Here is a 26,818-nt window from a genome sequence, read left to right as displayed (position 1 = left end):
ACACCAAGTCTATCTTAGTATGCTACCCGATTTACTTTTATAGTGTGATTTCTATAGTGAAACCGTTCTTTTTGTCTAGCCGATTACATAAGAACTCATGCTTAGCGATCTAGCTCCAGCAACTCCGCAATTTGCGCTTGACTGAGAGCTGGAGTTGCTCCCTGATAGGTGGCCACCAACGCCCCACTCGCGCAGGCAATGCGCAGGCATTCGTCGTAAGGCCGACGGCTCAACCAGGTTTGCAGGAAAGCCGCCAGAAAGGCGTCGCCGCTGCCGATGGTGTCCTCTACATCGACTTTGAAACCTGGGGCACGATACAATTGCCCCCCAGCCCACAGCATGGCCCCATTGACACCGAGCGTTACGCAAACCGCTTGCAGGCCAAAACGACTGGCTAAACTAGCCAGTGCAGCTTCGTCGTCGGGGCCACTGCCAAACCAGTCCAGAATTTCAGCCAATTCGTGATGGTTCATCTTCACAATTTCGGCTTGTTCGAGCAGATGTGTAATTACCTCCTGGGTGTAGTGCGGCGGGCGCATGTTCACGTCGAACACCTTTAGCTGAGCGCTTCGCAACAATTCATACAAGGTTTCGCGGGTTGCCGGGCTACGCGCGGCCAGACTACCATACACGAATACGGTGGCGCCGGCTACCAGCTCGCGCACCTCGTTGTTGTATTGAATGTAATCCCAGGCCACGGGCTGCACAATCTGGTATACTACCTCTTGGAGATCATCCACATTGACCTGTACGACGCCCGTGGGATGAGACTCTGCGCGCTGCACGTACTTAGTGCTGACGCCCCGGCTTTCGAGAAAATTTACAAGCTCAGTTCCCAAATCGTCATCGCCAACCCGGCTGATAAGCTCCACGGATTGCCCAAACTGGTGCAAGTGCACGGCCACGTTGAAGGGCGCCCCACCCGGCTGCTTGCCCGAGGGTAGTACGTCCCATAGTATTTCGCCAAAGCATACGACTACATCTCGCATAGTAAGTTAATTTAATGATGTATAGAACAGCGAAGCCATCTGTCATCCCCAGTTTGCCGAGGGCGTTTTTAGACGCAATTCCCCGCTTATAAATCTAATTTTAGGAGCCTTCTTCACACTTTGATTACAAAGAGTTTTATCGAAAAGGCTCATTTTACCGTAAGAAAACCTATTTATTACGAAGTGAATACCCTATGTCCCGAACTATTATTGTTTCTAATCGCCTACCAACCAAAGTACAACGCAGCGAAGAAGGCCTTTCATTTTCCCCCAGCGAAGGGGGTTTAGCCACCGGTTTGGGTTCTATTTACCGGGCTGATAACAACGTTTGGGTGGGCTGGCCCGGCATCTCGGTAGATGAAGAGGAAGAGCAGGAAGTAAGCAAGCAGCTCCGCGCTGATAGCATGCGCCCAGTGTTCTTGACGGAGGCTGAAATCCGGGATTTCTACGAAGGCTTCAGCAATGAGACGCTCTGGCCGACCTTCCACTATTTTGCCCAATACGCCATCTACGACCAGAGCCACTGGGAGGCGTACGTAGCCGTAAATGAGAAATTCTGTCAGGCTGTGTTGGAGCTAGCGGGCCCTACTGATACCATTTGGGTGCACGACTACCAACTGCTGCTGTTGCCGCAGATGCTGCGCCGGGCGCGGCCTCAGGCTACTATCGGCTTTTTCCTGCACATTCCGTTCCCTTCCTACGAGCTGATTCGGGTGTTGCCGTGGCGCCGCGAGTTGCTAGAGGGCATGCTGGGGGCCGATTTGATTGGCTTCCATACCTACGGCTACATGCGCCATTTTTTGAGTTCTGTATCGCAGCTGTTGGGCTACCAAAGCCAGAATGGGCTAGTAGAAGCAGGCCCGCGCAGCGTACTGGTCGATGCTTTCCCGATGGGAATTGACCAAGCCAAATACGCCGAAGTGGCGCAATCGGAGCAGGCGCGCAAGCACGAGCAAACCTACCGCGACGCGCTTCGCAACGAGCGTATTATCCTGTCCATCGACCGGCTCGATTATACTAAAGGCATTGCTCAGCGTCTTCGCGCTTATGAGCTATTGTTGCAAACCCACCCTGAGTGGCTTGAGCGCGCTACCTTGCTCATGGTAGTAGTGCCTTCCCGCGACCAAGTAGATCAGTACAAGGAGCTTAAAGAAGAAATTGACGAGTTAGTAGGCCGCATCAATAGCACTTATCGTACTATCTCCTGGAACCCAATTCAGTACTTCTATCGCTCTTTTCCGCTGGAAGAACTAGCGGCGCTTTACCGTATGGCCGAAGTGGCATTGGTAACTCCCATGCGCGACGGCATGAATTTGGTAGCAAAAGAATTCATTGCCAGCAAGATAGATAAGCCGGGCGTACTCATACTAAGTGAGCGGGCCGGTGCAGCCCGAGAGTTGTCCGACGCTATCATCATCAACCCCACGGATACGCATCAGCTCGCTGAGGCTATGCACGAGGCTTTGATGATGCCCGAAGACGAGCAGCGTCAGCGCATGGGAGCCATGCAGGCGCTGGTCAAAAAGTATAACATCCATCAGTGGGTGGAGATTTTCATGAACCGCTTGACCTACAGCAAATTGAAACAGCAAACACTAGCCACCGTCACGCTGGGCGACGAGGAGTTGCAGCGCATGACTTCAGAGTACCAAAATGCCTCCCAACGGATTCTGTTCCTTGATTATGATGGTACGCTGTCGGGCTTTAACTCAAACCCGCAGTTGGCTGGCCCCGACAAGGAGCTTCTGACCCTCCTCACCGATCTGAGCGCCGACAAACGCAACCGGGTAGTCATTGTAAGCGGGCGCGACCGTACCACGCTGGAAAAGTGGCTGGGGCATTTGCCGCTCGATTTTATTGTGGAGCACGGCGTATGGCTGCGTGCGTTAGGGGATGAATGGACTATGCTGCGGCCGCTCACCAACGACTGGATGCGCGAGATTCGGCCAATTCTGGACCTGCATGTCAGCCGCACAGCGGGCTCCTTTGTGGAAGAAAAAGAGTACTCCCTAGTGTGGCACTACCGCCGCGCCGACATAGAACTCGGTGAGGTGCGGGCCCGCGAGCTTACCAGTCATCTGCACTTCCTGGCTTCCAACAGCGACCTGCAAGTAATGGAGGGCAATAAGGTGGTCGAAGTAAAAAGCGCTGGTGTTAACAAAGGCGCTGGTGCCGCGCGCTGGCTTAGCATCTACCCCGCTGAGTTCATCCTCGCCATCGGCGACGACCGCACGGATGAAGACACGTTCGGTGCTATGCCGCCCCATGCCTTCACGGTGAAAGTAGGCAGCACTCACCGCTCCCTCGCCCGCTTCCACCTCGATACGCATCGTGATGTACGGCGCATACTCCGGGCACTAGCGGAAGCGTAACCTGCACTTATTATCAACTTAAAAAAAGCCCCCCAGATATATTCTGGGGGGCTTTTTCTGTTGATAATAAGATCCAATCAGCAGCTTATAAAGGAGCTACACAAAGTTTGGCTGGTCTAGCTTCTTGGCAATGCGATAAGCAGCATTCACTAGGCCTACGTGGCTATATGCCTGCGGGAAGTTGCCCCACTGCGAACCGGTGCGTGCGTCCACGTCTTCCGAGAGCAGGCCCAGATGATTAGTGTACGTCAGCAAGGATTCAAACTCGCGGATGGCATCTTCCACGCGACCTACGCAGGCCAGCGCTTCCACGTACCAAAAAGAGCAGATCAAGAAGGTGGTTTCGGGCGTGCCGAAGTCGTCGGCGTGGCGGTAGCGGTAGAATAGGCCTTCGGGTGTCTTCAACTCTTTCTCCAACTCCACGAGGTGAGTTTTAGCCACTTCAGAAGCCGGGTCGAGATAGCCCATCATGATGAGCTGCATAGTGCTGGCATCGAGGTGAGGCGAGCCAATGGCATTGGTGTATACCCCGCGCTTGGTATCAAAGCACTCCTCAATTTTCTCACTGGCTTCCTCTATGAGGCGCGTTGCCAGTGCTTCCATCTCGGGGTTTTGGAGGCGGCGTGCTACGTGGCGAGCGGCGTGGGCCCCAGCCCAATGAAACAGATAAGTGTAGCTGTGATACTGCGCGAGCGTTCTAAATTCCCACAAACCGGCATCGGGCATGTTCATGGTTTTCTCGATCATGTGCAGGGCGTCGTACACCAGCTTCTGCGAGTCCACACGCTCTCCATCGATAAAGCGGCGGTCGACGTAGAGCGGCAGCAAAGCCACCAGCACCTGCCCGTACACGTCGTTCTGAATGTGGGTGTAAGCATCATTACCAATGCGCACGGGCTTGTTGCCCAGGTAGCCTTCCAGGTCCAGCTCGCGCTCTATTAGCTCGGTGGTACCGCTGATGCCATAGAGAGGCTGGTATTTGTCTTTGACTTTAGACGAGATATTGGCGATGTAATGGAAATACTGTTCCATCTCCTCAAAGTGGCCGATGTTGTTGAAGGCCGTGAGGATGTAGTACGTGTCGCGCATCCAGCAGAAGCGGTAGTCCCAGTTGCGGGTGCTGCCGGGCGCCTCGGGCAGGCTGGTAGTGCTGGCCGCAATAATGGCCCCCGTGTCCTCGTACTGGTGAATCTTAAGCGCTAGCGCTGACCGAATAACGGCCTCTTGGTAGAAGCTGCTGATGCTGGTACTTTTCACCCACTTCTGCCAATACTGAATGGTGCTACGCAAAAACCGCTCGGCGGTACTTTCCAACGGAGCCTCTAAGGGAGCGCCGTAGGTGAGCACCAGGTATTTAGGCTCATTTAGCACAAACACTTCCTCGTCCAGGATGTAAGTCAGCGGGATGTTGGTGGTGAGGCGAATCTCTTCTTCCAGGCCCAGAAAGGCGATATGGTTAGAGCTACGGCGGCGGCTCAGGGGCAGCTCGCCGTAGTTGCCCACGGGCGTACAGTTCACTTTTACGCGGGGCGTGCCGGAGATGGGCTCCAGCTTCCGAATCAGCATCAGGGGCTTGTAGTAGCGGTCGTACTGCTGAAAGCGTGGGGCAAAATCCGTGACCCGGTAGCGCCCGTCCTCGTTCTCGATTTCCGTGCAGAGCACGTTGGTATTCTCGCGGTAAAATTGGTAGGAAGAGTAATCCTCCGTGGCCGGCTTAATGCTAAACTCGCCACCCTTGCGCTTGTCGAGCAGGCTGCCAAACACGAAACTGCTGTCGAACCGGGGCCAGCAAAGCCAGGAAATAGAAGTGTCTTGTTTTACCAAGGCCAGAAAGGCACAGTTGCCAATCACGCCCATATCGTAGGTGTGCTTTGTCGTCATGAGAAGGGGAAACAGGTGATGAAGGCGGCGCGGAAAGAGTAAGCAAGCACCGCTCATCCGTAGTGTACCTAATTGGAGCCGGTCGGGTTGCCACCAGATTAATCGAACGCCGGCAGTTTTGCGTACACGCCGCTACTTCAGCCAGGCATCTACCCCCAACCATCCCAGGATTTTGAACAACGATTCCTCGACCAAAAAAACTAGCAACCGCCTGCCCCTCTATGTGTCGGCAGGCGTCGTTGCGTTGCTCGTTGGCTGCTATTTTCTGTGGCCCGCTTTTCAGAGCGCGGTGCGCGAGGCCTTCGAGAATCTGACCAGCGGCGAGCGGCCCCGCATTGCTAAGTGGGTGCAGCAGTTTGGCCCTTGGGGCCCGGTGTGGCTGATCTTGGCCTTCATCATTCAGATGTTTTTGGTGGTCATCAATGTTGTGCTACTGATTCTGGTAGCTATTCTGGCCTATGGGCCGTGGTGGGGCTCGGTGGTGGCGCTGGGGGGCATTGTGATAGCTTCGTCCATTGGCTACGGACTGGGCCATTTGCTGGGTGAAAACTTTGTAGGGGGCTTATTAGGGGAGAAAAACGAGAAAAAAGTAGTGGAGCAGGTGCAGCGCTACGGGGTGTGGGCCGTGGTTATTGCGCGTATCTCCCCTATCATCTCCAACGACGCGGTCAGCTTCGTGGCCGGCTTGGCGCGCATGGGCTACCTCAAGTTCCTGATTGCCACGGTGGGGGGCATTTTACCCCTGATTGGTTTGCTGGCTTATCTAGGCGAAGACAACGATCGACTCAAAAGCGGTTTGCTCTGGGTTTCGGGGGTGAGTTTGGTGCTTTTTGGCGGCTATGTGTGGTGGGATAAGCGCCGACAGAAGGCTTAAATGAGAGTTGGCAGGTAAAATAGCACAGTCATTGTAGGGGCTTTTCTACTAGCTAGCTCATCTTTTTAGATGCAGGCGGGAAAAGGCAAAAAACAGTTTTTTGCTTTCGCCGGACGCCCCCACCCTTCTACCTTTGTCCACTTGTGGACTGCTTGGGTGGTTCGCGCTTCTGGCTACTGGCTTCTCACCTTCTGACCTGAACCGCCCCGTGCGCTTTCTTCCAGACTTTGGCCGCGTTGTCGGCACCGCGTTTTTCCTGTTGTTTTTCCTGGGATTCGGCCCCGCCGCCTTTGCGCAGGCTCCGCTGCTGCGCGAGGTAGTTGTGCGCATCGATACGGCCCGCTATATCCTCACCCGGCACACCATCACGGCGGAGCAGGAACCGCACCTGTACTTCTATTACCGCCAAGACGACGAAACGGCTGAGCTGCTGGTATATCCCACCCAATTTGCCCCCCAGCGCCCGCTGCGCCTCCAGCGCTCCGCCGATTTCCAGCTGCTCGACTCCCTGACCGTGGTCGACAATGCTTTTTACCGCGCTAAAATTCGCTTCCGCGACCTCACGGCGACACGCTTTCTGCGCCTGACCTTCACGCAAGTTGCTGATGGGGATGCCGCTACTGCGCGAACCCAGACGGTAAATCTACTGCCCGTTACGCGCACAACTCTAGCCTTCCGGCCCTCTGACACGGACCTTTATGTAGGCGAGGAAAAAGTGTTCGAGCTAACGAGCAACAACCCTAAAAACGTGCGCGTCAGCACCGAATGGACCCAGGGCCAAGACATTGACTATCGCCTTAGCCAGCAAAACGGCACGCTGCGGTTGCACGTGCTGCCCAACGTTCCGGGCAACCGCTTGCTCACGGTGCGCCCCCAAACCGAGCGACCCTTCCTCACCGACAACAATCGCCGCCTGAGCTATAGCCTAGCGCCGCTGCGCCAGGATTTTACCGTAAAATCCAGCCGTCTTCGCTTTCTGAGTGTTGATAAAAAGGAAGTTACCCTCGATGAAACGTCCCGTCGTCAGGGCATAGAAATCATCTTGGATAATGGCCGCAGCTTTGACCTAAAGCGCACCTACCGTATTGAGGATCAAGAAGAACAGGGCGGCCCACTGATTGCCGAGCTGGTCACGCGTAGCTACCTCTCCAACGACCGGGTGCTGTGCTGGCTGCGCGTCTACAACACGCACCGCCAGACCGACAGCTACCTCTACATCAAGGACAACGACCAGCCCAAGTATCTCACGAATTTCAACGTAACGCCCAAAACCAGCATCAGCAGCGTGCAGGTGCGCCACCGGGGCGGTGACTGGAACAACAACCAGAACGTAAACCCTGGCGAAACAGTGGATGTGCGCCTGGAAGGTCAGTCGTTGCAGAAAGCGCGGTTTCACTTCGAAGATTTAACCATCATCCCCTCTGACTCCTCTGTGCGCTCGGAGCAGGCCGTGGTGTACCGGGTGCAGATTCCTTTGGGCATTGATAAGAAGCGGCTTACCATTTTCAACGCGGGCCAGCCCACCGGCTTCAGCCTGCAAGTGCGGGAGTTTCAGCGCCCCCACCCACTCGATTTTGTGAGTGTAACCTTCGGCGAAGCACCCCGCCCCATCACCCGCCTCAACGGCCCGGTGCTCTATGACAAGGCCATCCGCGACGTGGTGTTCAGCTTTAACCCCGACGCCATCGACACCGACGCCCAGCTCTACGGCAAGCAGTACCTTACCTTCGAGATTCGGACCCTAAACAGTAAAGGCGAGCTGATTGAGATGCGCACCCTGGACAACGTTTTGATTTGCCCCGGCGAAAGCTCCATCCGGGGGGCTTTTTACCACGATAAGCAGTGCCAGGTAGGCAACCTGAGCCTGAATTCCCACCTCAGCACCCGCAAAACATACGACCTCGACGACTGGGCCCGCATTCAAATCACCGTAAAGCACGCCACGGGTCAGTACAGCGAGCCCGGCTTCCAGCAGAAGCTAGATATAGTATTGCAGCGTCGCGTGAAGTTCGATATCGATGTAAGCTTCCCAGCCGGCTTGCTCACGAAACAAGTAAACAGCGACGTGCAGGGCGTAGGTACTTTCAACGGAATCAGCCTTGCCACGCTGGCTCAGTTCAGCTTCTACAATCCCAACAAAATCAACAAGCTGCGGCCCTACAAAGTGGGCGCTGGCTTTGTGGCCCTCAACGCTTTCAACCTGAACCCAGACGCCAACAGCGCCCGCAACCTAGGTATTGTGGTGCTGGGTTCCGTCTACCCCACCCGCAGCGACGCTAAGCTCACGTTTCCGCTGTACCTGGGAGGCGGTTATTTGCTCAATGGTGGTAAGCTCTTCTTCCTACTTGGGCCAGGCATTGGCATAAGGCTATAAATACAAACAGGCAGCAAAAAGCCCCCCAAACGTATGTTTGGGGGGCTTTTTAATAACTCACTATTATAAATGCCTATGCTTTACATACTGAGCAGCAACTAAAAGGCACATTTAGATTTATCATAGGTTAGAGAAGCATCAGCTAAACTAGCTGCCCAATTTGAATTAAAGCCCTCAGTTATAGAAGTGAAAGCGGGATATGGTCCGGTAATGATTTGACGCTCCACGGGCCATGCCCAGTCTTTAGGGATAATGATGCCATTTGGATACTGTTTTTGGGGGATGCTTCCGTCCAGCCATGTTGCGGCGTCTGGGGTAACACCATAAATATATAAATCATAAGGAGTGCTCGTTTTTACAGTTATAAAAGGCTCATATGGCTTTGCTGCGTCATACACGAATTCATTATTAGTCTTTATAGTCACCTTTTGGGAGGGGAAGCTAAAGCATGGGTCAGCTTGCACAGTGTTTGTAAAGCCTGAGGCACCAAGACCAGGAAGGGAAGCTGCGGTGCTTGGGTACATCGTAACTTCATAAAAAAGACCATTTGTAGTTACGTCAACTGCATTGGGGCCTAAGAATATTTGTGGTTTGCCAGATTCCATGATTATGCCCTTGGTTGGAATTCTGAACTTAAACGCATGATCCAGGCTAGCACCACGGGCCACAGCCAGGAAATTGATGGTTAGCTCGCTGGTTGATTTTGTTACAATTGACTGTACAACAAGGTCATTATAGTCACCATCGTTGCCTATGTTTTGCAAATCTTCCCAAGCGTACGTGAAGTCAATCTGTTGCCTGCACTCACTCTTGCAGAAGTTGAAATAGCCCGACCAGTTTTTGCCACCAAAGGTCGCCGTCTTATCCATCGACACGCCTTTATTCGATTCAGAGCACATAGAGCCCCAAGCTGTTTCGCCGTTTGATAGTGCTGCGTGCGCTGCGATGGAGAAACAATCTTCGGATAACTGACCAGCCGGGATAGTAAAGGAAAACTCCCTTTGTTGCGCGGATTTATTAAAAGACTGTTTATAAGTGAATTTACCTGGTATAGCTCCCCCGTTATTTGCTTTGCCCGCCGCCTTAAATCCAGCGACATTGTTTAACGCGAATACATCCATATGCACTTCTAATAGGTAAATGCCTGGGGCTGTCACTTTATATGTCACCCTCACATCTTTATTAGCTAGCACATCGACATCTACCGAACCCACGTTGGTGTGCTGCCCAGCAACTAGGCAAGCCGATTTACAAGGTGGAGGGGTAGTAGGTGGTACTTCAGTATTAGATTTACTAATTGCACGGGGGCTGGCAATATTTTCTTTATCTGAGCAGCTCTGAAAGGCTATCATCAGAGCTACAACCGAAAATAACCAACTGACCCTGGAGTTTAACCCTTGAGTTCTCATAGTACTAATAGGTTTAGTGAGGAAAATAGGCCTTCATGCCACTGAAGTATGAATGAAATTAGAATAAATTACACCTATTTAAAAGATATATATAAAAATTGTTTAATTATTTATATATGCCTTTTTTAGTTCAACACAACCGTAAGAAGCCTTGTCCCACACATCCCCAAAAGCAGCACGGCGCACCAAGTCTGAACCTGATGCGCCGTGTTGCTTTTGGGGCTGAATAGGTACAGAAGCTACCGCACCTGCAACTCAATGCTTACAATGGTGCCGCGGCCCGGGCGGGAATCAATGGAGAGCGTGCCGGCCAGCAGATCGACGCGGTTTCGGATACTGGTTAGGCCGATGCCCGAGTGGCGGGCGTTTACTTGGGCCGCATCGAAACCTACGCCATTGTCTTCCACCGAAATAGCCACGTGCCCATCCTCGTGAACTACGTGTACAATGGCTTCGCGGGCCTTGGCGTGCTTGATGATATTGTTGAGCAATTCCTGCACAATCCGGTACACCGACACCTCTAACTGCTGTGGCAAGTCGTTGAAGCTGCCGGTGAGGTAGAGGTGCACGTGCAGGCCGGCGCGTGGAATACGCTTCACTAGCTCTTCCAGCGCCGACTTCAACCCGAAATCCTTGAGGATGCCGGGCGTTAGCTCAAAGGAGATAGTGCGGGTCGATTTGATGGCTTCTTCGAGTAGGGCCAGCGCCGCCTCCCGCGAGAAGGTACCCCCAGAGCGATTTTCCAGGTTGAGCTTCGTGGCATAGAGCAGCTGCCCCACCCCATTGTGCAGAGCTTCGGCAATGCGCTTGCGCTCCTCCTCCTGGGTGGTCAAGATGGCGGAGAGCACCTCCTGCTGTTGCCGCAGCTTTAGGCGGGTAGCTTCTTCGGCCAGCCGGACGCGCTCCGTTACGTCGCGGATCAGAATCAGGCCACCTGTTACCTCCTCGTCGTTGCCGCGCAAGGGTACGAAGTAGGACTCGAAGTGACCTTCGCGGCCGTAAAGCTGAAGCTTGTAGTGGGTGACGGGTTCCCCCGCTAGTACTTTGCGCACGGCTTCGCCTTCAGCGCCGTCACGATGGTGGGGAAACAACTCGAACATATCCCGCCCCAGTACCTCACTTCTGCTTAGGCCTGTATTCAGCTCCATCACGCTGTTCCAAGCCTGTATGCGGTGCTGCGCATCAAAGGCCAAAATGCCATCGACGCTATTGTTGAGCAAACTTTCCGAAAACTCTTTCTCTCGGCGCAGCTGCTCGCGGGCCCCGCGCTGGGTTGTAATATCGCGTAGTACGGCGTGCAGGATGGGCTCCCCATCGATGGTGATGGCCGTTAGCGAGATTTCCTCCCATCCCTCCTCCCCGTTTGGGCCTAACACCATCCACTCAAAACGCTTCCACCCGTAGTTCTGCGCTTCGGCGCAATGGGCACTAGCCGCCTCATACGACGATTGGCCACCAGGCTGAACAGGCGGCGAAAAAGCCGACACATGCTTCCCGACGAGCTGACTCTTGTCCTGAGACCGAAAAGCGCGCAGGGCGGCCTCGTTGCAGTCGATGAAGTGGTTGTTATGAATGAGCATGGTGGCATCGCGGCTTTGCTCGAACAGCAGCCGGAAGCGGGTTTCGCTAGCTTCCAAGGCCCGAATCATCTCGCGCGATTCGGTGGTGTCGATAACGGCCAACCGGCAGTTTTTTTGCCCCCCAGCTGAATACATTGCCAGGCCTTCCAACCGGCCAAAGAAGCGCGAACCATCGTCGCGCAGCAATTCCAGCTCGCAGGTCTGGCGGGTGTCAGAGACCAGCGTCTCGAGCAAGAAGTTCTGAAAATCAGGTCGGCACTCTGCTGTTACGAACAGGTCGAAACGGCGGTCTTTGAGGCGCTGCCGCACTGTATTTAGCAGCTGAGCGGCGCGCAGATTGAGCTGAAGAATTTGGCCCGATTCGCTGAGGGTAAAGTAGCCTACCGGCGCGAAGTCGTAGAGGTCGATGTACTGGGCGTGAGCTGCTTCGGCCTCTGCCTGCGACATCAATAGCTCCTCGTACTGCATTTCCAGCTCTATCTGGTGCACTTGCAGCTCCTGCACTAAGCGTTGCGTATCGGGCGGCACCATATCGCTTACGCTCTGCGTCACGAGGTGCCGACGGTTTTCGGCACGTTCCCGAAGCTGCTGCAAAGCCTCATAGGCAGTAGACCGCTGATTGGTGTCCATGGCGTGAAAGCGTGTGAGCTAGTAGTATAGTAAACGGAGATCCTTCTGGGGGGCTTTTCTTTGAATCCTATTACGGTTTTGTACCCGTGTCAGGCACTGGCTGGCGGTACTGACTCGTGCTTGCCAGGGTCCGGGAAAAGCTAGTATTCCAACCTCATTATTTTTTTATCATCCAACAGAAGAAATACCTACTACTACGCAAAGCTGCGGGGTTGATATAACTGTATGAAAACTTATTTCAAGTCAATGGGCCCCAAAAAGATAAGCTATTACGCTTGATTTTACTGATTGTCTCTACTTCAGTTTATTATCATCACTTACTCCTAGCAGCAAACACTCGGTTTGCTCACCATGACTAACGAGGCGGCGGCCATATACCAGTACTGGGCGAGCCTCTTGCTGAGGCAGCTTTACCTGCACGGGCACTTCATCAAACTCTTCGTGCTGCTCGTTAAGCAAATCGAGCAGCAGACGCCGTAGTGGGAGCTGGTTCCAGGCTCCGTCGCTTAGCTCAGCTAAGGGTTGGCCTTTAGCCTCGGCCACTGTTATCCCAAATCGCTCGGCAAAAGCGCGGCTGATGGTGAGCACCCGCAGGTCGTGGTCGAGCACGAGGATGGGCTCGCGCAGCGTTTCGATAATGCTCTCCGCAAAGCTGGTGCTGACTTGCAGGCGTCGCTCCAATGTCTTGAGTTGGGTGATGTCGTTGAAGGTAATAACGGCCCCGTTGATGTAGTTGTCGAGGGTGCGGTAGGGCAGCATGCGCATGGCGTACCACTCGCCCGTGGTGGTTTGCACCTCAGCATCCACCACTACCAGGCGGTCGATTACCTGCTGTACATCCTGCGCGAGGCGCTCGTAGCGCAGGGTGTTGGCAAAATGAGTAATGGAACGCCCTACATCCGAGGGCATAAGCCGGAAGATGCGCTCTACCGGTGGCGTGAAGCGCTTGATCACCAAATCATTATCAAGGAAGATAGTGGCAATCTCGGTGGCGTCCAGCAGGTTTTTCATGTCGTTGGCGGCTTGGCTCAGCTCATCCGTCCTGCTCACGTACTGCATGTTGAGGGTCAGCAGCTCCTCGTTCATGCTCTGCATCTCCTCTTTGTTGGTCATGGCTTCCTCGTTGGTGCTTTGCAGCTCCTCGTTGGCGCTTTGCATCTCCTCATTGGTACTTTTCAGCTCCTCCAGGCTGCTTTCCATTTCTTCGATGGTAGTTTGCAGACGCTGCTTGGTGTATTGCAGCTCTTTTTCCAGGGCCGCCACCACCGCGTCGCGGCCTAGCTCGGCATGGAGCACATTGGCTTTGCCCATGCGTATTTTGCGGGGCGTGGGCTGCTCCTCAAAAGCTACCAGCAAAAGCCCTTGTAAGAGCTCCGGCTCGGTGAGGTACTTCACGCTCAGGCGCATCAGCTGAAAACCACCTTCGGTAGCCAGCTTCAAGTTCTCCACAACGGTATCCTGTCGGCTGTCCGTGACCTGATGAATGGCTGCGCTTAGCTCGTAGCGCAGCTCCTTGCGCACCATCTCGTAGATATTCATGGTGCCCAGGCCAGGCGCGGGCTCCAGATAGCGGCCTGTGCGCCCGTTTACAAACAGAATCTCGCCCTTGGTATTAATTACCACGGCGGGGGGTGTAAAATAGCGGAGCAGTGCTTTCTGGGCGTAGGAAGCAAACGGCCCGTCTTTGCGGATCTGGCTCGGACTGGTCACGCTGCTCGGCAACGTGGGGGTAGAAGGTAGCCGCGACAAGCCGGAAGGAAAATTGACTAAACGCGGCAGGCTGGGCGTACCCTCCAGGCGACGCGAGATTTTCCACTTCACGTCCAGGGGGCCAAATAAGTCCTGGAATCCGGTCAGGTTTTCGCTCGGCCCCAGAAACAACAGCCCGCCAGGGTTGAGGGCGTAGTGGAACATGGGCAGCAGGTTGCGCTGGAGCTCCGACGACAGGTAGATGAGCAGGTTGCGGCACACCAGCAGATCGAGCTTAGTGAAGGGCGCGTCCTTGTTGAGGTTGTGGGGGGCAAATACCACTATTTCACGAATCTCCTTGCGAATCTGATAGCCGCCCTCCGCCTTGGCAAAATAGCGTTGCAGCCGCTCTGGGGTCACATCGGCTACAATGTTGTTGGGGTAAAAGCCGGCGCGGGCATAGTCGATGCCTTCGATGTTGATATCGGTGGCAAACAGCTGCACCTTCAGGTATTTATTAGGCGCTATTAGGCTTAAGCATTCCGACAGAATAATGGCCAACGAATACGCCTCCTCGCCGGTAGAGCAGCCCGGTGCCCAGGCCCGCACTATGTTATTGTCGCTTTTCTGGCGCAGCAGTGGCAGCAAGTGGTCCTTGAGCGCCTCAAACGCCTCCGCATCGCGGAAAAACTTGGTTACGCCGATGAGCAGCTCCTTAAACAGCGCATCTACCTCGCCGGGGTTTTCCTGCAAGTACCGCACGTAGTGCGTAAACTCCTGGATTTGGTGGGAGTTCATGCGGCGCTCAATGCGACGCATCACGGTGTTGCGCTTGTAGTAGGAGAAGTCGTGGCCGGTTCGGGACCGAATCAGCAGGAAGATCTTTTGCAGGGCATGCGCCGGTTTGGAGGCCGACTCGGCCGACTCGCGTTGGGGGCGGCTTGTTAGGGGCTTATGGATGTACTCCAGCAGCTTGCCAGGCAGTTGGTCGGCGGGCAGCACGTAGTCCACAAACTCGGTAGCAATGGCTGAGCGGGGCATAGAGTCGTACTCGGCTGTATCGGGAGACTGCACCATCACCATCCCAAAGTTCTCCATCACCATTTTTAGCCCAATGGTGCCATCGGAGCCCATGCCCGAGCAGATAATGCACACGGCCCGCTCCCGAGCGTCTTTGGCCAGACTCTGAAAAAAGTAGTCGATGGGCATGCGCTTGCCCCGGGGCTGGGTGGGCGTGAGCAGCAGCAAAGTGCCGTGGAGCAGGCTCATGTCCTTGTTGGGCGGAATCACATACACGTGGTTGGGAGTCACCTTCAGCCCATCGGTGGCCTCCATCACGGGCATCTGAGTAAAATGCTGGATTACTCCCGTCAGGGTGTTGCCCTGCTCCGGCGCCAGGTGCGTAATGACGATAAAGGCCAGGCCGCTATCGGCCGGCATATGCAGAAAAAACTGCTCGAAGGCACTCAGCGAGCCAGCCGAGCCACCCAGCGCCACAATGGTAAACTTATCACTGCTCCTTTCCTGAAGATTAGCTACCCGTTGTTGGGCCATGGATATGGTGGCCGGTATCTGCTCCGGGTCGTGGGCGTTGATGCTGATGCCTTGTTTTTCGAAAAAGCCGTCTTGGGGAGAAGTCATGAGAGGAATGTGAGGTGCAACCAGCGTAGGTTTTGCTTAGAGAGCTAACAATTGAACCGCTATAACCATAGCTAGGGGCTGCTTTGGCAAGTAGCCGCCGTCTGGAGAATGGTGCCGCGAAGGTCTGATAGCTCTAGCAGGCGCGGCGCACGTAAAATGCTCGGCGTACTATTACCTCAAAATTAAGCATAAAACCACTCCTCCGCCTACTTGACAGCAGCGGCAGCTTATAGCTCAGCTCAACAACGGTCTAATTATCTTCATTCTCGTACATTAGGGAAAGCACTGGTGCTCTGCTCTACTGATTTACTCAGCTCTGTTCTTGTGATAAACCCCTTTCATCTTATTGTAGTTGGCGCTTCGGCCGGCGGAATGCCTGCCCTGTGCCGCTTTGTCGAACAATTGCCCCCCAACCTGCCGGCAGCAGTGCTTATTGTTCAGCATTTCGCCCCCGACTCCTCCGGTGAGCACCTCGTACAGCGCCTCTCGCGACACACCTCACTCACCTGCCGCCTACCTTCCGACGGCGACCCGATTGAGCCCAGCACCGTGTACCTAGCTCCCCCCGATCGGCACCTGCTGGTAAAGAATGGTCATCTGCTAATAACTAAGGGCCCGCGCGAAAACCACTACCGCCCGGCCGCTGATACCTTATTTCGCTCGGCGGCGGCGCATTATGGCACCGCCGTTATTGGCGTCGTGCTCACAGGTATGCTCCACGATGGTACTGCCGGCCTAGAGTTTATTAAGCGCTGCGGGGGCCTGGCTGTGGTGCAGGACCCGAACGAGGCCGAGTTTCCGAGTATGCCCGAAAGTGCGCTCAGCAACGTGGCAGTCGACTACGTGGTACCCGTGTCGCAGATGGGAGAGCTGCTGATTCGTCTGGTACAAATACCGCTTGGAAATAATAGCACCATTCCTGATGACATAAAACTGGAGGCCGCCATTGCGGAAAGAGTTGTGGGAGACACCGAAGACTTACAGCGCCTGGGAAGGCCCAGCGCCATGACCTGCCCCGACTGTGGTGGCTCCTTGTTTGAGCTGAAGCACGGCAAGCTGCTGCGCTACCGCTGCCACACCGGCCACTCCTTCACAGCCGATGCGTTGCTCAAAAGCACCCAGCACAGCCTAGAAGAAACCCTGTGGGTGGCGCTGCGCATGATGGAAGAGCGCAAAAACCTGCTCACCAGCATGGCCAGCCGGGGCGAGAGCATCTTTTCGGTGCAGCAGGAGGAGCGGATTCTGGAAATAAAGGGCCACATCAACCGCCTGCGCGAGTTTTTGCTCAACGGCGTGAATTCCAACGTCACCGCCCCAGAGGAAGAAGCCAGCTAAGCTCCGCTACTCGTCTGGAATATCGACCAATCTAAAAAAGCCCCCCAGAACAAACCTGGGAGGCTTTTTCAAGAATGTATGTATCCGTAGTTAACGCAGTAATACGTAGTGTTTACTAGCGGCATTTTACGTGTTTGGGTCGATGCATTTCCGTAGAAAACGACAGAATTTTTGAGTCCGAACCGCGTTTAAGAACGTGAGTGGGCTGCCCGGTGAACGGGAAGATGGTGGCAGAGAGCATTATTACTCTGACTTTGCCGGGCACTCCACTACGGCAGGTTTATAGCTGCCGATGCTCTCTGCCGCTGCCCAGTAGCCGGAGCGCGCTGTTGCTCCGCTACCGAGGCACTTTATCTTATCCCGGGCCGCCACTTAGGTGGCGGCCCGGTTTTTTGTTTCCCTATTTTATCCGCACGCCTTATAGCTTCACTTTTACGCCCGTCTTGCCATGTCCTTTCCTCTCCGGTTCGTACTGCGGCAATCATCGGCAGATGCGATATTTCAGCATTTGGCATTTTACAGCCTCACCCAGCAACTCACGCATTGGGTATTGCCAGGCCCAGCCCAGCGCCTAATGGCCGGCCAGCCGTATTATTTGCTCTGCGAAGCTCCGCTCAGCTGGCCTCTGCCCGCCCACCAGGTAGATAGTGGCGAGTGCACGCTAGTCACTTCGCAGGAGGGCACTATGGTCGAGGACTTCCAGCAAGCTCTGCGCTCCGGCAACTTACAGTTTCATCTGCACGGCCAATTGCTGCGGGGGGCTTTTACCCTGGCCCGCCTTGGGTCAGAAAGCTCCATCTGGCGCTTCAGTGTGGGACATTCTGTGCCGTATAGCCTCGCTGCCCAGAGCTGAATCGCTACACTATGTGTGTTTAAACTTCAGTACCTACCCGCATAAGTACGAATGATTTAGGCAGCAATACGGAGTTAAAAACAAGTGCTACTACGCAGCCGGGAGATTTCTTTCCGGCTTATTTTTGTTTAATGCCCTATCCAGTTCGCACCTATTCTACTCTACTAATTATTCTTTCACGATTCTAGCCTTCGTTATGCAGCCCCTGGCATCTCGCTCTACCATTCTAACTCCCCCGCTAGTCAAGCTTTGTATTGACCCTAGTACTCCTACCCGCTTTGCCCGCACGCTAATGCGTTGCGCCACCATGCGCCGCCCCCGCCTCCTGATCGACTGCGGGAGTCTGCCCTGCCTGCGCACCCACGGCGTAGCGCACTTGGCTTCTTACCTGCTCCTGCTGCATCAAACGGGTGCCAAGCTGCGGCTGTACAACGTCAGCCCCTCCCTCCACTACATGCTGTACCTGCTCCGTCTTGATACCGTTTTTCGGGTGTATCCGCCGAAATATGCTTGCTAAAACAGCACGAGCAGCTGGTAAACGGCATCTAAAAACTCTTTCTACGTACCGAGCTTTCAGCTAGCGAGCCCACCTCCCAGTGAGCTCATTCTGTGTATACCGACTCTTAATTTATCTCAGTAAAAGACCTAGGGGCAAATCGAGATCGGCACTTCCGCTTCTCGCTGCTGCTAATTTCCGGCACTTGCTTTCAGGGGGAGAAGCAGCAATTTTTGGTGGGGCTACGTAAGCTAGAAGATTCGTTTGCGAATGGCTTAGCTTCAGATTTGCCCCCCATGCCCGTCTCGTCCACGCTTACTTCTCCCGCTTCCACTTCGCCCTTCGCCCCGCTCAAAATTCCGTTTTTCCGGATGCTTTGGGTTGCGTCGTTTGTCTCAAACATTGGCACTTGGATGCAGAACGTAGGCGCTGTGGGGTTAATGACCCAGCTTACCCCTTCGCCCGTACTGGTGGCCCTGCTCCAAACAGCCTCGGCCCTGCCAGTATTCCTGCTCAGCCTACCTGCCGGCGCCCTCGCCGACCTCGTGGACCGACGCCGCATGCTGCTGCTCACCCAAACCTGGATGGCCTCGGTGGCTTTGCTGCTGGCCGCTCTCACCCTGCTCGGCCTCACGTCGCCCTGGCTACTGCTGCTGCTCACATTTATGCTCGGCCTGGGTGGCGCCTTGAATAACCCCGTGTGGCAAACCGTAACACCTGAGTTGGTACCCCGCGCCGAACTGCCCCAAGCCATTGCTTTAAACAGCGTAAGCTTTAATCTGGCCCGTGCGTTTGGGCCGGCGCTGGGCGGCTTGGTCATTGGCTATTTCTCGGCCGGGGGGGCCTTTTTGCTGAATGGCTTATCGTTTCTAGCCACCATTTTTATGGTGTGGCGCTGGCAACGCGAGCCTCAGGCTACTTCTACCTTGGCTACGGAGCGGGTGGTGGCAGCCATTCGGGGTGGGATACGCTATGCTCGGTTTGCGCCCCCCGTGCAGCGCATTCTGGTGCGGGGCGTGAGCTTCACTTTCGGAGCCAGCGCCTTACTGGCGCTCATGCCGGCCGTAGTAGCTCAGCGCTTGCAGTTACCTACTTCTTTCTACTCTACCCTGCTCTCATGCATGGGACTGGGGGCCGTTTTAGGAGCCGTGGTATTGCCCCGCCTCAACCGAGGCATCACCATCAACCACCGCGTAACGCTGGCCACGGTTGCGTTTGCGCTGGGGTTGCTGGGGCTGGCTTTTGCCGATAATTACTGGCTGCTTTATGGGCTACTGGTGCTGGTAGGCTTGGCTTGGATGCTCGTGCTCAACTCCTTCAGCGTAGGGGTGCAAACGGTGGTGCCGCGCTGGGTGCAGGCCCGTACCATTAGCTTGTACCTACTTACTATTCAGGGCGGCATGGCGCTGGGTAGCGTTGTTTGGGGCTCCGTTGCATCTACCTGGGGGCTGCCCGTAGCCTTGTCAGGTGCGGCCATCTGGCTCGGACTAAGCACGCTGTTAGTGTTCAGGTTCTCCCTAATCAACGCGCCCGAAAGCCTCGACTTCACTCCCGCCCGGCAGCGCCCCGTGCCGGAGCTAGCCGAAGCCGAGCCCTCTCCCGATGCCGGCCCCGTCATCATCACGACCACCTACCGCGTCGCGCCCACCGACCGGGCCGAGTTTGCCGCCATCATGGACGAGCTCAGCCGCATTCGCCGCCGCGAGGGCGCCATTCGCGTGGGTTTGTACGTCGATCTGGCCGACCCTACGCGCCTGGTGGAGTATTTTATGGTGGAGTCGTGGGAAGAATACGAGCAGCTCCACGACCGGGGCGTGAGCCGGGAGGAAGCCGAGGTAAAAACCCGCGCCCGTGCCCTCCACATTGGCCCCGAGATGCCCCGCGTAGCCCGCCTGCTGGCCCTCCACCCCGAGCCTTCTCAGCCGCCCCGCGTGATGGTACCCGGCAGCACCCGCCACATTGCCAGCACCGCCGGCGAAACGTCGGCTTAGCGCTACAAGGCTTCTAAACTGGCTGCTCCTTATTTGCCGCCTATACCCACACAATGGCACCTAAGATAACGTCAGTTCTTTAAACTGCCTGTTTGTAGTCCTCTGTTAAAACCTTAGCATTCGTCAACCAATCCTCGCTGGGTGAAGGATTAATTTCATTCTTACTAAGTACATAAGTCTTTTTCTTAAAAAAGGTAGGTGCTAGAAATAAGGCAGGTAGTATAAAGCAAAATATTATTAATGAAGATACTGGGTAAATAAAAAAATGACGAGAAATCTGAAATGAAAATACACCACTAACTGACTGGATAAATGGTTTAAAAATAATCAGCAAAACTACATGGAATGAAAAAACCTCTAAAGAGTGTTGCCCCAGATAGCAAGCAGGTTTAAATGAAAACCAATTTTTTTTAACAGAAGAAATAAAAGAAATTATAAAAATAACTGCCATACAATTAATTATTCTTACTAGACCCAACGTACTCCTTGAAAAGAGAAATCCTAATTCGTCAACATTAATACGAGTAATTTTCAATATAAAAAGGACTAGGCACACGGTTATCGAAAGTGATAATAAAGGTTTATTTTTTACCCACCAAGCAGACCTGCCATGATAGAGGCTAAACCCTGAAAACAGACCTATAAAGAAAACAAACTGCCAAGACAGTATATTAAAGAAGCCAAAATTCATATCAGTTGTACCTGGTATTTCTTTAAAATAATCAAGCTCAATAAAGAAGGAAATTATATATACTACAGTAGACAATACAAAAATATACCAAGCATACCCTTTTATAAAATATTTAATTATAATTGGCACGAATAATACAAAAATTGTATACATAGGCAAAATATCTAGATAGGCTGGTTGATACAACAAAACAGTTCCAAGTATCATTGACAAGAAAGGGTTATTATAAAATAGGCCATAATTATTTCCCCAGTATTCATTTACTCCATAACCAAAGAGCACAGCGAGCAACGCAAAAAATAAGATGGCTATATGGTTTTTATAAATTAGCCAAGCCCTAGCTTTTGCCGCTACGCTTACAAAATTTTCCCCCTTCTCAATCATCCTACGAGTGTATACCAGTCCCGCGGTTAGCCCTGACAGAAAAACGAAGCCCTCAGCAGCAGTTACCCATCCGATAAACTCACAAGTAAAGTATTTGGTAATGTCTCTGCTTGGTAGAATGTGGTCTATCGTCATCAATATCAACAGAATACCTCTAAAAAAATCAAGTTTATCGCTCCTCTTCATAGTTATATTTTTTGTGCAATTTATATAATTTTATACCTAAATCGAAAAAACATATAAGTTTTATTGAATATTTTTTTAGTTAAATCTTATACAGTTGAAATTTAACTATTTATAGAAAGCATTCCCTTGTTATGCGCAGAGCCTACCGATTGAGTTTTGACTTAATCCGTAGGTTCTAGACGAATGTGTGCTTGCTCCTTAGCATCCATTGACGCGGACGTGAACCTACTAGACAGTACAAGCAAGTGAGGCCCAGTCAGAGGCCCCTTTTAGAAATTAGCTGGATATATCACGAGGTAAAAGCGAGCGTTAGGGACGCCCAGCTTTTTAGCTTGAGCCCAACTTTCAGCCTTGTAAGTGGTTGGTACTGTGAATTCGCCCACCAGCAGCTATTTCTATTGGCCTAAACAGCTACGAATACGTAACTCAACAGCACTGCCAATTACTGCTCCCTTTATAGAGGCTGTGCTTATTTCCTATTCTTTAGTCTAGCTTATGTGGATGGTTCGCCTGGCGCTATCGCGTCCGTATACCTTTATTGTAATGGCCTTCGTGATTCTGGCGGGGGGCATTTTGACCATCTTCACGATGGCAGTGGATATCTTTCCCGAGGTCAATATTCCGGTGGTGGGCGTGGTGTGGAGCTACTCGGGCATGAGCGCCGAGGAAATGAACCAGCGCGTGCTCAACGTGAACCAGCGCGTGTACACCACCACCGTCAACAACATTGAGCATCTGGAGTCGCGCGCCATCAAAGGCGTGGGCATCATCAAGGTTTTCTTCCAGCCTGGTACCGACCCTGACGCGGGCGTAGCCCAGCTCACCGCCATCACTGCCACCCTCATTCGGGGCTTACCCCAGGGCATTGGTCCCCCACTGATTATTCGCTACTCGGCGGCCAACGTGCCCATTGCCCAGGCCAGCCTTTCTTCCCAAACCCTTGGTGAGGCTGACCTTTACGATGCCAGCCGCTCCTTTGTGCGGCCGGGCCTGGCGGTGGTAAAAGGCGCCTCGCTGCTCGTGCCCAACGGGGGCCGTTCCAAACAGATAATGGTGGATCTAAAGCCCGAAGCCTTAGCCGGCAAAGGCCTGTCGGGCAATGATGTAGTCAACGCCCTAACCACCCAAAACGTGATTCTACCCGCCGGTACGGCCAAAATTGGCGACCGGGAATACGATGTGCGCCTCAACAGCAGCCCCGAGCTGATTGCCACGCTCAATGACCTACCCGTGAAAGTGGTCAACGGCGTGACGGTATATATCCGCGACGTGGCTTTTGTGCATGAGGGCGCAGCCGTCCAAACCAATATTGTGCGTCAGGATGGACTGCGCACTGCCGTTATTCCTATCCTGAAAAGCGGCCTAGCTAGTACTCTCGATGTCATCGACGGCATCAAGAAAGAACTGCCCAATGTAGTGGCTACTTCGCCGGAAGGACTGGATGTGAAGCTGTTGTTTGACCAATCCTTTTTTGTGCGCTCCTCCATCTCGGGGGTGGCGGTGGAGGGCTGCGTGGCGGCGGCCCTTACGGGCATTATGATTCTGCTGTTTCTGGGCTCCTGGCGCTCCACGCTCATCATTACGCTGTCCATTCCGCTGTCGGTCCTGGTCACCATTATGCTGCTGCGTGCCTTTGGACAGACGCTTAACATCATGACCCTTAGCGGCATTGCTCTGTCTATTGGTAACCTGGTAGACGATGCCACGGTGGAAATAGAGAACATTCACCGCAACATGGGCATGGGCAAAGGCGTGAAGAAATCGATTCTGGATAGCGCCTCGCAGGTGGCGCTGCCGGCGCTGGTTTCTACGCTCGGCCTGGCCATCGTATTCGTACCGATTTTCTTTTTGTCGGGTGTGTCGGCCGACATTTTTACTCCACTAGCGCTGACGGTCATTTTCGTGCTGTTTGTGTCGTATTTCCTGTCGCGCACCTTTCTGCCTACGCTAGCTAGAGTGCTGCTGCGCAAGGAACTGCCCATCTACCACGAGCAAGGTCCCGAGCGGGTGCCCAGCGACGAGGTGCGCGACGGCAAAAAAGTAAGTGAGCACGAGAAAGAGCTGGGCCAGCTCCGCCGCGAGCAGGTCGATAAGGAGCAAGCCGCTAACCTCGACGGGGAAGACGCTGAGCCCCCACTCACCGCCGAGGAAAAGAAAGGCGCTGAAACCATTCAGAAAAGCTGGATCTGGCGGGCGCACCAAAAGTTTGACAAGCAATTCGACAAGGTGCGAAATGCTTATTCCAGCGCCCTGTACTGGGCCCTCGACCACCGCAAAACCGTCGTTATTGGCTTCACAATACTGTTTATTGGGTCGGGCTGCTTGTATCCGTTTATTGGGCAAGACTTCTTTCCGAAAGTAGATGCCGGGCAGATGCGCCTGCACGTGCGCGCCCCGGCTGGTACGCGCCTGGAGGAAACCGAGCGGCGCTTCCGGGAAGTGGAAAGCATTATTCGGGATGTGGTACCGGCTGAAGAGTTAGAGTTGGTGTTATCCAACATTGGTCTGCCCAGCATTCCAGTGAATCTACTACTGAGCGACAACCCGGTTATCAGCTCGGCCGACGGTGAGATTCTGGCTTCGCTGAAAAAAGGCCACGGCCCCACGGAGGAGTACATTCAAGAAATCCGGCGCCGGGTGCACCGCCAGCACCCTGATCTAACCATCTTCTTCCAGCCCGCCGACATTGTCAATCAAACCCTGAACTTCGGCCTGCCCTCCCCCATCGATGTGCAGGTGACGGGCCGCGACATGGATATCAATGAGAAGGTGGCCATGCAGCTTCAGCAGAAAATAGCTGCTATTCCGGGGGTGGTCGATGCGTTTATTTTCCAGATAAAAGCCCCCCAGATTCGGCTGGATGTAGATCGGGTGCGCGCCCAGCAAGTCGGTCTCACACAGGCCGACATTGCTGATAACGTGCTAGTCAACCTCAGCTCCAGTACTCAGACTGACCCCAACCAGTGGCTCAACCCCGAAAGCGGCGTGAATTATACGGTGGCCGTGCAAACGCCCCCCAATAAGCTCGCTACGCTTAATGATATTCGCACCATCGGCATCACCAGTCCCTCCCAAACCGACGTCCAGCTCCTGAGCAGCTTCGCCGAAACCCGCCGCGACCAAACCGAAGCCGTGGTAAGCGACTATGACATTCAGCGCGTGGTTGATGTGTACGCCAGCGTGGAGGGCCGCGACCTGGGCGGCGTGGCCAAGGAAATTCGGAACATTATCAAGGAAACCAGCGAAAAACTACCCGAGGGCACAACCATTGAGTTGCGCGGGCAGGTGGAAAGCATGAAGACTTCCTTCACGGGTCTAGGCATTGGCTTGGCCGGTGCTATTGTGCTGCTTTACTTGCTGATGGTGGTCAATTTTCAGAGCTGGCTTGACCCTTTTATCATCATCACGGCGCTACCAGGGGCCATTTCTGGTATGCTCTGGATGCTGTTTGTGACTCAAACCACCTTCAGCGTGCCTTCCCTGATGGGCGCCATTATGTGCATTGGTATTGCCACGGCCAACAGCATTCTGGTGGTGTCGTTTGCCAACGAGCGGCGCGAGGAGCAGCCCGACCTCAGCCCCCGCGACGCGGCCATTGATGCCGGCGTAACCCGCCTGCGGCCGGTGCTGATGACGGCTCTGGCGGCCATTATCGGGTTGATGCCGCTGTCGTTGGCGCTGGGCGAGGGCGGCGAGCAAAATGCTCCTCTAGGGCGCGCCGTAATCGGCGGACTGATTCTGGCCACGTTTACCACCTTGTTCTTTGTGCCGGTTGTGTTCAGCTACTTCAAAAAGAAACAGCTGGTAGCCGAAGAAAAACAAGCTGAAGAAGACCGCGTAGCCGCCTAACTCAACCTGCCTCGACACAAGCCAACCAGGCTCCACCCCCACGACTTTCTCCCCTCTATGGCCACCCGCTCCGACGACTATAAAGACCCGCCCCAGGACGACCCGCGCCCCGACGAGCCCGCAGATGCCGACCATCCGGAGCCGCCTGCCAACCTCCGCGCCCGCGCTGAGCTAGGCGATTCGTTTGCGGAGGAAAAAGCCCCCCAGCCCGCTCCCGAAGCCGACTGGAAAACCTCATCGCCCCCCAGCCCCGAGGAGCAAGCCCAACAAGAGGAAGAAGCCAAAAAACCGGCAAATGAGCAGTCTAAAGACGATAAGAGCCAGGACAAAAACGACGAGGCAGAGAGCGAGAAAAAGGCCCCCGGCAAGAAAAAGCGCAAACCCTGGCTGATTGCGCTCGGCATAGGCGCCGTGTTTGCGGCCTTGCTGCTAGTTGGCTTGCTGCCGCGCCTGAGCAAGGACAAAAAGCGCAAAGAGGAAGCCGAGAAACAAGCTAATGCCCTCACCATCGTGACCGTGGAGCCCGCCACCGCTGCCCCCGACACGACTCGCGTAGAGCTGCCGGCCGATACCCGTTCCAACCGCGAAACCTACGTTTTTGCCCGGGCCAATGGCTTCGTAAAAACCTGGTACGCCGACATTGGCGCCCGCGTAAAACGAGGGCAATTATTGGCTTTACTCGCCACGCCCGAGCTGGATCAGCAGGTGGCCCAGGCGCGCGCTAACCTCAACTTAGCCCGCACCAGCTTTGAGCGTTTGCGCAGCATCGAGCTGCCGGGGGCCATTTCGCAGCAGGAGCTGGATGAGGGCCGGGCGCAGTATGAAGCCCAGCAGGCCGTGCTGAGTGGGTTGCTGGCCCAGCAGGGCTTTCGGCGCGTCACGGCCCCATTTAGCGGCATTGTTACGCAGCGCAATGTGGAAGTTGGCTCGCTCGTGTCGCCGAGCAACGCCGAGGGTACCCAGCTATTCAAGATCGAACAAACCGATACGCTCCGGGCCTTTGTGGACATCCCGCAGAACTTTGTAGCTGGTATCGAGCCCGGCGTGCTAACGGAAATAATAGTGCCCGAATACCCCAACCGCACTTTCCCCGGCCGCGTGGCTCGCGACGCCGGCGCCCTGAACGAGCAAACGCGCACCCTGCTTACTCAGGTGCAGGTTCCTAATACCGACAAGCTCCTACGACCAGGCATGTTTGCTCAAGTTCGCTTTCAGCTACCGCGCACGCAGCCGAGCGTCATTATCTCAGCCAACGCCTTAGTGCCCAGTGGCATCGAGCCGCGAGTAGTGGTGGTGGCTAATGACAAGATTCGCTACCAAGCCATTGTACCTGGCCGGGATTTCGGAGACCAGATAGAAGTAATAAAAGGCTTGAAAGGAGGCGAAATGCTGGTCGTGAATCCCATTGAAAGTCTGCGCGACGGCCAGCAGGTAGAAGCCCGCAAGCCCAAGAAAGAAGACAAAAAACCAGGTAGCCAATCGAAGCCCAAAGCTCCTGAGCGCCCCTACGACCCCGACCGGCCCCGCGTGGCTATACCCGCTGCTCAGCCCGATAAGAAGTAAACCGAAGATGTGGCGCGAACTGGTAGTCCGC

General features: G+C 54.4%; 15 protein-coding genes. 9 read left to right on the top strand and 6 right to left on the bottom strand.

The annotated features are described in order from the left end of the window. Nucleotides 1-101: 101 nt before the first annotated feature. A complete protein-coding gene (locus ACW9KT_RS08345; protein WP_457079244.1) occupies nucleotides 102-989 on the bottom strand; it encodes a carbohydrate kinase family protein in 888 nt (295 codons plus the stop codon). A gap of 194 nt (nucleotides 990-1,183) precedes the next feature. Here ACW9KT_RS08345 and ACW9KT_RS08340 point away from each other — a divergent pair, with 194 nt between their 5' ends. Continuing rightward, on the top strand, nucleotides 1,184-3,361 hold the full coding sequence (locus ACW9KT_RS08340) for a bifunctional alpha,alpha-trehalose-phosphate synthase (UDP-forming)/trehalose-phosphatase (protein WP_457079242.1): 2,178 nt from the start codon (nucleotides 1,184-1,186) through the stop codon (nucleotides 3,359-3,361). Between the two features lie 96 nt (nucleotides 3,362-3,457). Here the strand turns inward: ACW9KT_RS08340 and ACW9KT_RS08335 are convergent, their stop codons facing one another. Then, on the bottom strand, nucleotides 3,458-5,242 hold the full coding sequence (locus tag ACW9KT_RS08335; RefSeq protein WP_457079240.1) for a glycoside hydrolase family 15 protein: 1,785 nt from the start codon (nucleotides 5,240-5,242) through the stop codon (nucleotides 3,458-3,460). 172 nt (nucleotides 5,243-5,414) lie between these two features. On the opposite strand from ACW9KT_RS08335, the gene ACW9KT_RS08330 reads away from it, so the two are divergent. Both ACW9KT_RS08330 and ACW9KT_RS08325 read left to right on the top strand, forming a co-directional pair. Next, nucleotides 5,415-6,116: a TVP38/TMEM64 family protein gene (locus ACW9KT_RS08330; RefSeq protein ID WP_457079238.1), complete on the top strand. Its 702-nt coding sequence runs from the start codon at nucleotides 5,415-5,417 to the stop codon at nucleotides 6,114-6,116. Between the two features lie 133 nt (nucleotides 6,117-6,249). After that, on the top strand, nucleotides 6,250-8,490 hold the full coding sequence (locus tag ACW9KT_RS08325) for a hypothetical protein (protein ID WP_457079237.1): 2,241 nt from the start codon (nucleotides 6,250-6,252) through the stop codon (nucleotides 8,488-8,490). A 98-nt stretch (nucleotides 8,491-8,588) separates the two neighbouring features. Here ACW9KT_RS08325 and ACW9KT_RS08320 read toward each other — a convergent pair whose 3' ends face one another. The 3 genes from ACW9KT_RS08320 to ACW9KT_RS08310 form a co-directional block, all read right to left on the bottom strand. Next, nucleotides 8,589-9,899 carry an LruC domain-containing protein gene (locus tag ACW9KT_RS08320; RefSeq protein ID WP_457079235.1) on the bottom strand — a complete coding sequence of 437 codons (1,311 nt, stop codon included), beginning with the start codon at nucleotides 9,897-9,899 and terminating at the stop codon, nucleotides 8,589-8,591. Nucleotides 9,900-10,138: 239 nt separating this feature from the next. Next, the gene (locus ACW9KT_RS08315) at nucleotides 10,139-12,109 is read right to left on the bottom strand and encodes a sensor histidine kinase (protein WP_457079233.1); all 1,971 of its coding nucleotides are present in this window, start codon (nucleotides 12,107-12,109) and stop codon (nucleotides 10,139-10,141) included. Nucleotides 12,110-12,403: 294 nt separating this feature from the next. Further along, complete coding sequence (locus ACW9KT_RS08310; RefSeq protein ID WP_457079231.1) at nucleotides 12,404-15,439, bottom strand: CheR family methyltransferase; 3,036 nt, start codon at nucleotides 15,437-15,439, stop codon at nucleotides 12,404-12,406. A 324-nt stretch (nucleotides 15,440-15,763) separates the two neighbouring features. Here ACW9KT_RS08310 and ACW9KT_RS08305 point away from each other — a divergent pair, with 324 nt between their 5' ends. The 4 genes from ACW9KT_RS08305 to ACW9KT_RS08290 all read left to right on the top strand — a co-directional run bounded on the left by ACW9KT_RS08305 (nucleotide 15,764) and on the right by ACW9KT_RS08290 (nucleotide 20,114). Then, a complete protein-coding gene (locus tag ACW9KT_RS08305) occupies nucleotides 15,764-16,774 on the top strand; it encodes a chemotaxis protein CheB (protein WP_457079229.1) in 1,011 nt (336 codons plus the stop codon). Nucleotides 16,775-17,222: 448 nt separating this feature from the next. After that, on the top strand, nucleotides 17,223-17,627 hold the full coding sequence (locus ACW9KT_RS08300; protein WP_457079227.1) for a hypothetical protein: 405 nt from the start codon (nucleotides 17,223-17,225) through the stop codon (nucleotides 17,625-17,627). Between the two features lie 196 nt (nucleotides 17,628-17,823). Beyond that, a complete protein-coding gene (locus ACW9KT_RS08295; protein WP_457079225.1) occupies nucleotides 17,824-18,144 on the top strand; it encodes an STAS domain-containing protein in 321 nt (106 codons plus the stop codon). Between the two features lie 275 nt (nucleotides 18,145-18,419). After that, nucleotides 18,420-20,114 carry an MFS transporter gene (locus ACW9KT_RS08290; protein WP_457079223.1) on the top strand — a complete coding sequence of 565 codons (1,695 nt, stop codon included), beginning with the start codon at nucleotides 18,420-18,422 and terminating at the stop codon, nucleotides 20,112-20,114. A 79-nt stretch (nucleotides 20,115-20,193) separates the two neighbouring features. On the opposite strand, the gene ACW9KT_RS08285 is transcribed toward ACW9KT_RS08290, so the two are convergent. Next, complete coding sequence (locus ACW9KT_RS08285) at nucleotides 20,194-21,375, bottom strand: OpgC family protein (protein ID WP_457079221.1); 1,182 nt, start codon at nucleotides 21,373-21,375, stop codon at nucleotides 20,194-20,196. Between the two features lie 495 nt (nucleotides 21,376-21,870). On the opposite strand from ACW9KT_RS08285, the gene ACW9KT_RS08280 reads away from it, so the two are divergent. Together ACW9KT_RS08280 and ACW9KT_RS08275 are read left to right on the top strand one after the other, a co-directional pair. Next, nucleotides 21,871-25,224, top strand: a complete 3,354-nt coding sequence (locus ACW9KT_RS08280; protein ID WP_457079219.1) for an efflux RND transporter permease subunit — start codon at nucleotides 21,871-21,873, stop codon at nucleotides 25,222-25,224. 57 nt (nucleotides 25,225-25,281) lie between these two features. Beyond that, complete coding sequence (locus ACW9KT_RS08275) at nucleotides 25,282-26,787, top strand: efflux RND transporter periplasmic adaptor subunit (RefSeq protein ID WP_457079217.1); 1,506 nt, start codon at nucleotides 25,282-25,284, stop codon at nucleotides 26,785-26,787. The last annotated feature ends 31 nt before the right edge of the window (nucleotides 26,788-26,818 follow it).

The organism is Hymenobacter sp. HD11105, assembly GCF_054051685.1.
This window is presented reverse-complemented; position numbering and strand designations above follow the sequence as displayed.

What these genes read in the sequence shown, in the direction of transcription:
- ACW9KT_RS08345 (WP_457079244.1), bottom strand. Translation starts at nt 989, where the DNA reads ATGCGAGATGTAGTCGTATGCTTTGGCGAAATACTATGGGACGTACTA.
- ACW9KT_RS08340 (WP_457079242.1), top strand. Translation starts at nt 1,184, where the DNA reads ATGTCCCGAACTATTATTGTTTCTAATCGCCTACCAACCAAAGTACAA.
- ACW9KT_RS08335 (WP_457079240.1), bottom strand. Translation starts at nt 5,242, where the DNA reads ATGACGACAAAGCACACCTACGATATGGGCGTGATTGGCAACTGTGCC.
- ACW9KT_RS08320 (WP_457079235.1), bottom strand. Translation starts at nt 9,899, where the DNA reads ATGAGAACTCAAGGGTTAAACTCCAGGGTCAGTTGGTTATTTTCGGTT.
- ACW9KT_RS08315 (WP_457079233.1), bottom strand. Translation starts at nt 12,109, where the DNA reads ATGGACACCAATCAGCGGTCTACTGCCTATGAGGCTTTGCAGCAGCTT.
- ACW9KT_RS08310 (WP_457079231.1), bottom strand. Translation starts at nt 15,439, where the DNA reads ATGACTTCTCCCCAAGACGGCTTTTTCGAAAAACAAGGCATCAGCATC.
- ACW9KT_RS08300 (WP_457079227.1), top strand. Translation starts at nt 17,223, where the DNA reads ATGTCCTTTCCTCTCCGGTTCGTACTGCGGCAATCATCGGCAGATGCG.
- ACW9KT_RS08295 (WP_457079225.1), top strand. Translation starts at nt 17,824, where the DNA reads ATGCAGCCCCTGGCATCTCGCTCTACCATTCTAACTCCCCCGCTAGTC.
- ACW9KT_RS08290 (WP_457079223.1), top strand. Translation starts at nt 18,420, where the DNA reads ATGCCCGTCTCGTCCACGCTTACTTCTCCCGCTTCCACTTCGCCCTTC.
- ACW9KT_RS08285 (WP_457079221.1), bottom strand. Translation starts at nt 21,375, where the DNA reads ATGAAGAGGAGCGATAAACTTGATTTTTTTAGAGGTATTCTGTTGATA.
- ACW9KT_RS08280 (WP_457079219.1), top strand. Translation starts at nt 21,871, where the DNA reads ATGTGGATGGTTCGCCTGGCGCTATCGCGTCCGTATACCTTTATTGTA.
- ACW9KT_RS08275 (WP_457079217.1), top strand. Translation starts at nt 25,282, where the DNA reads ATGGCCACCCGCTCCGACGACTATAAAGACCCGCCCCAGGACGACCCG.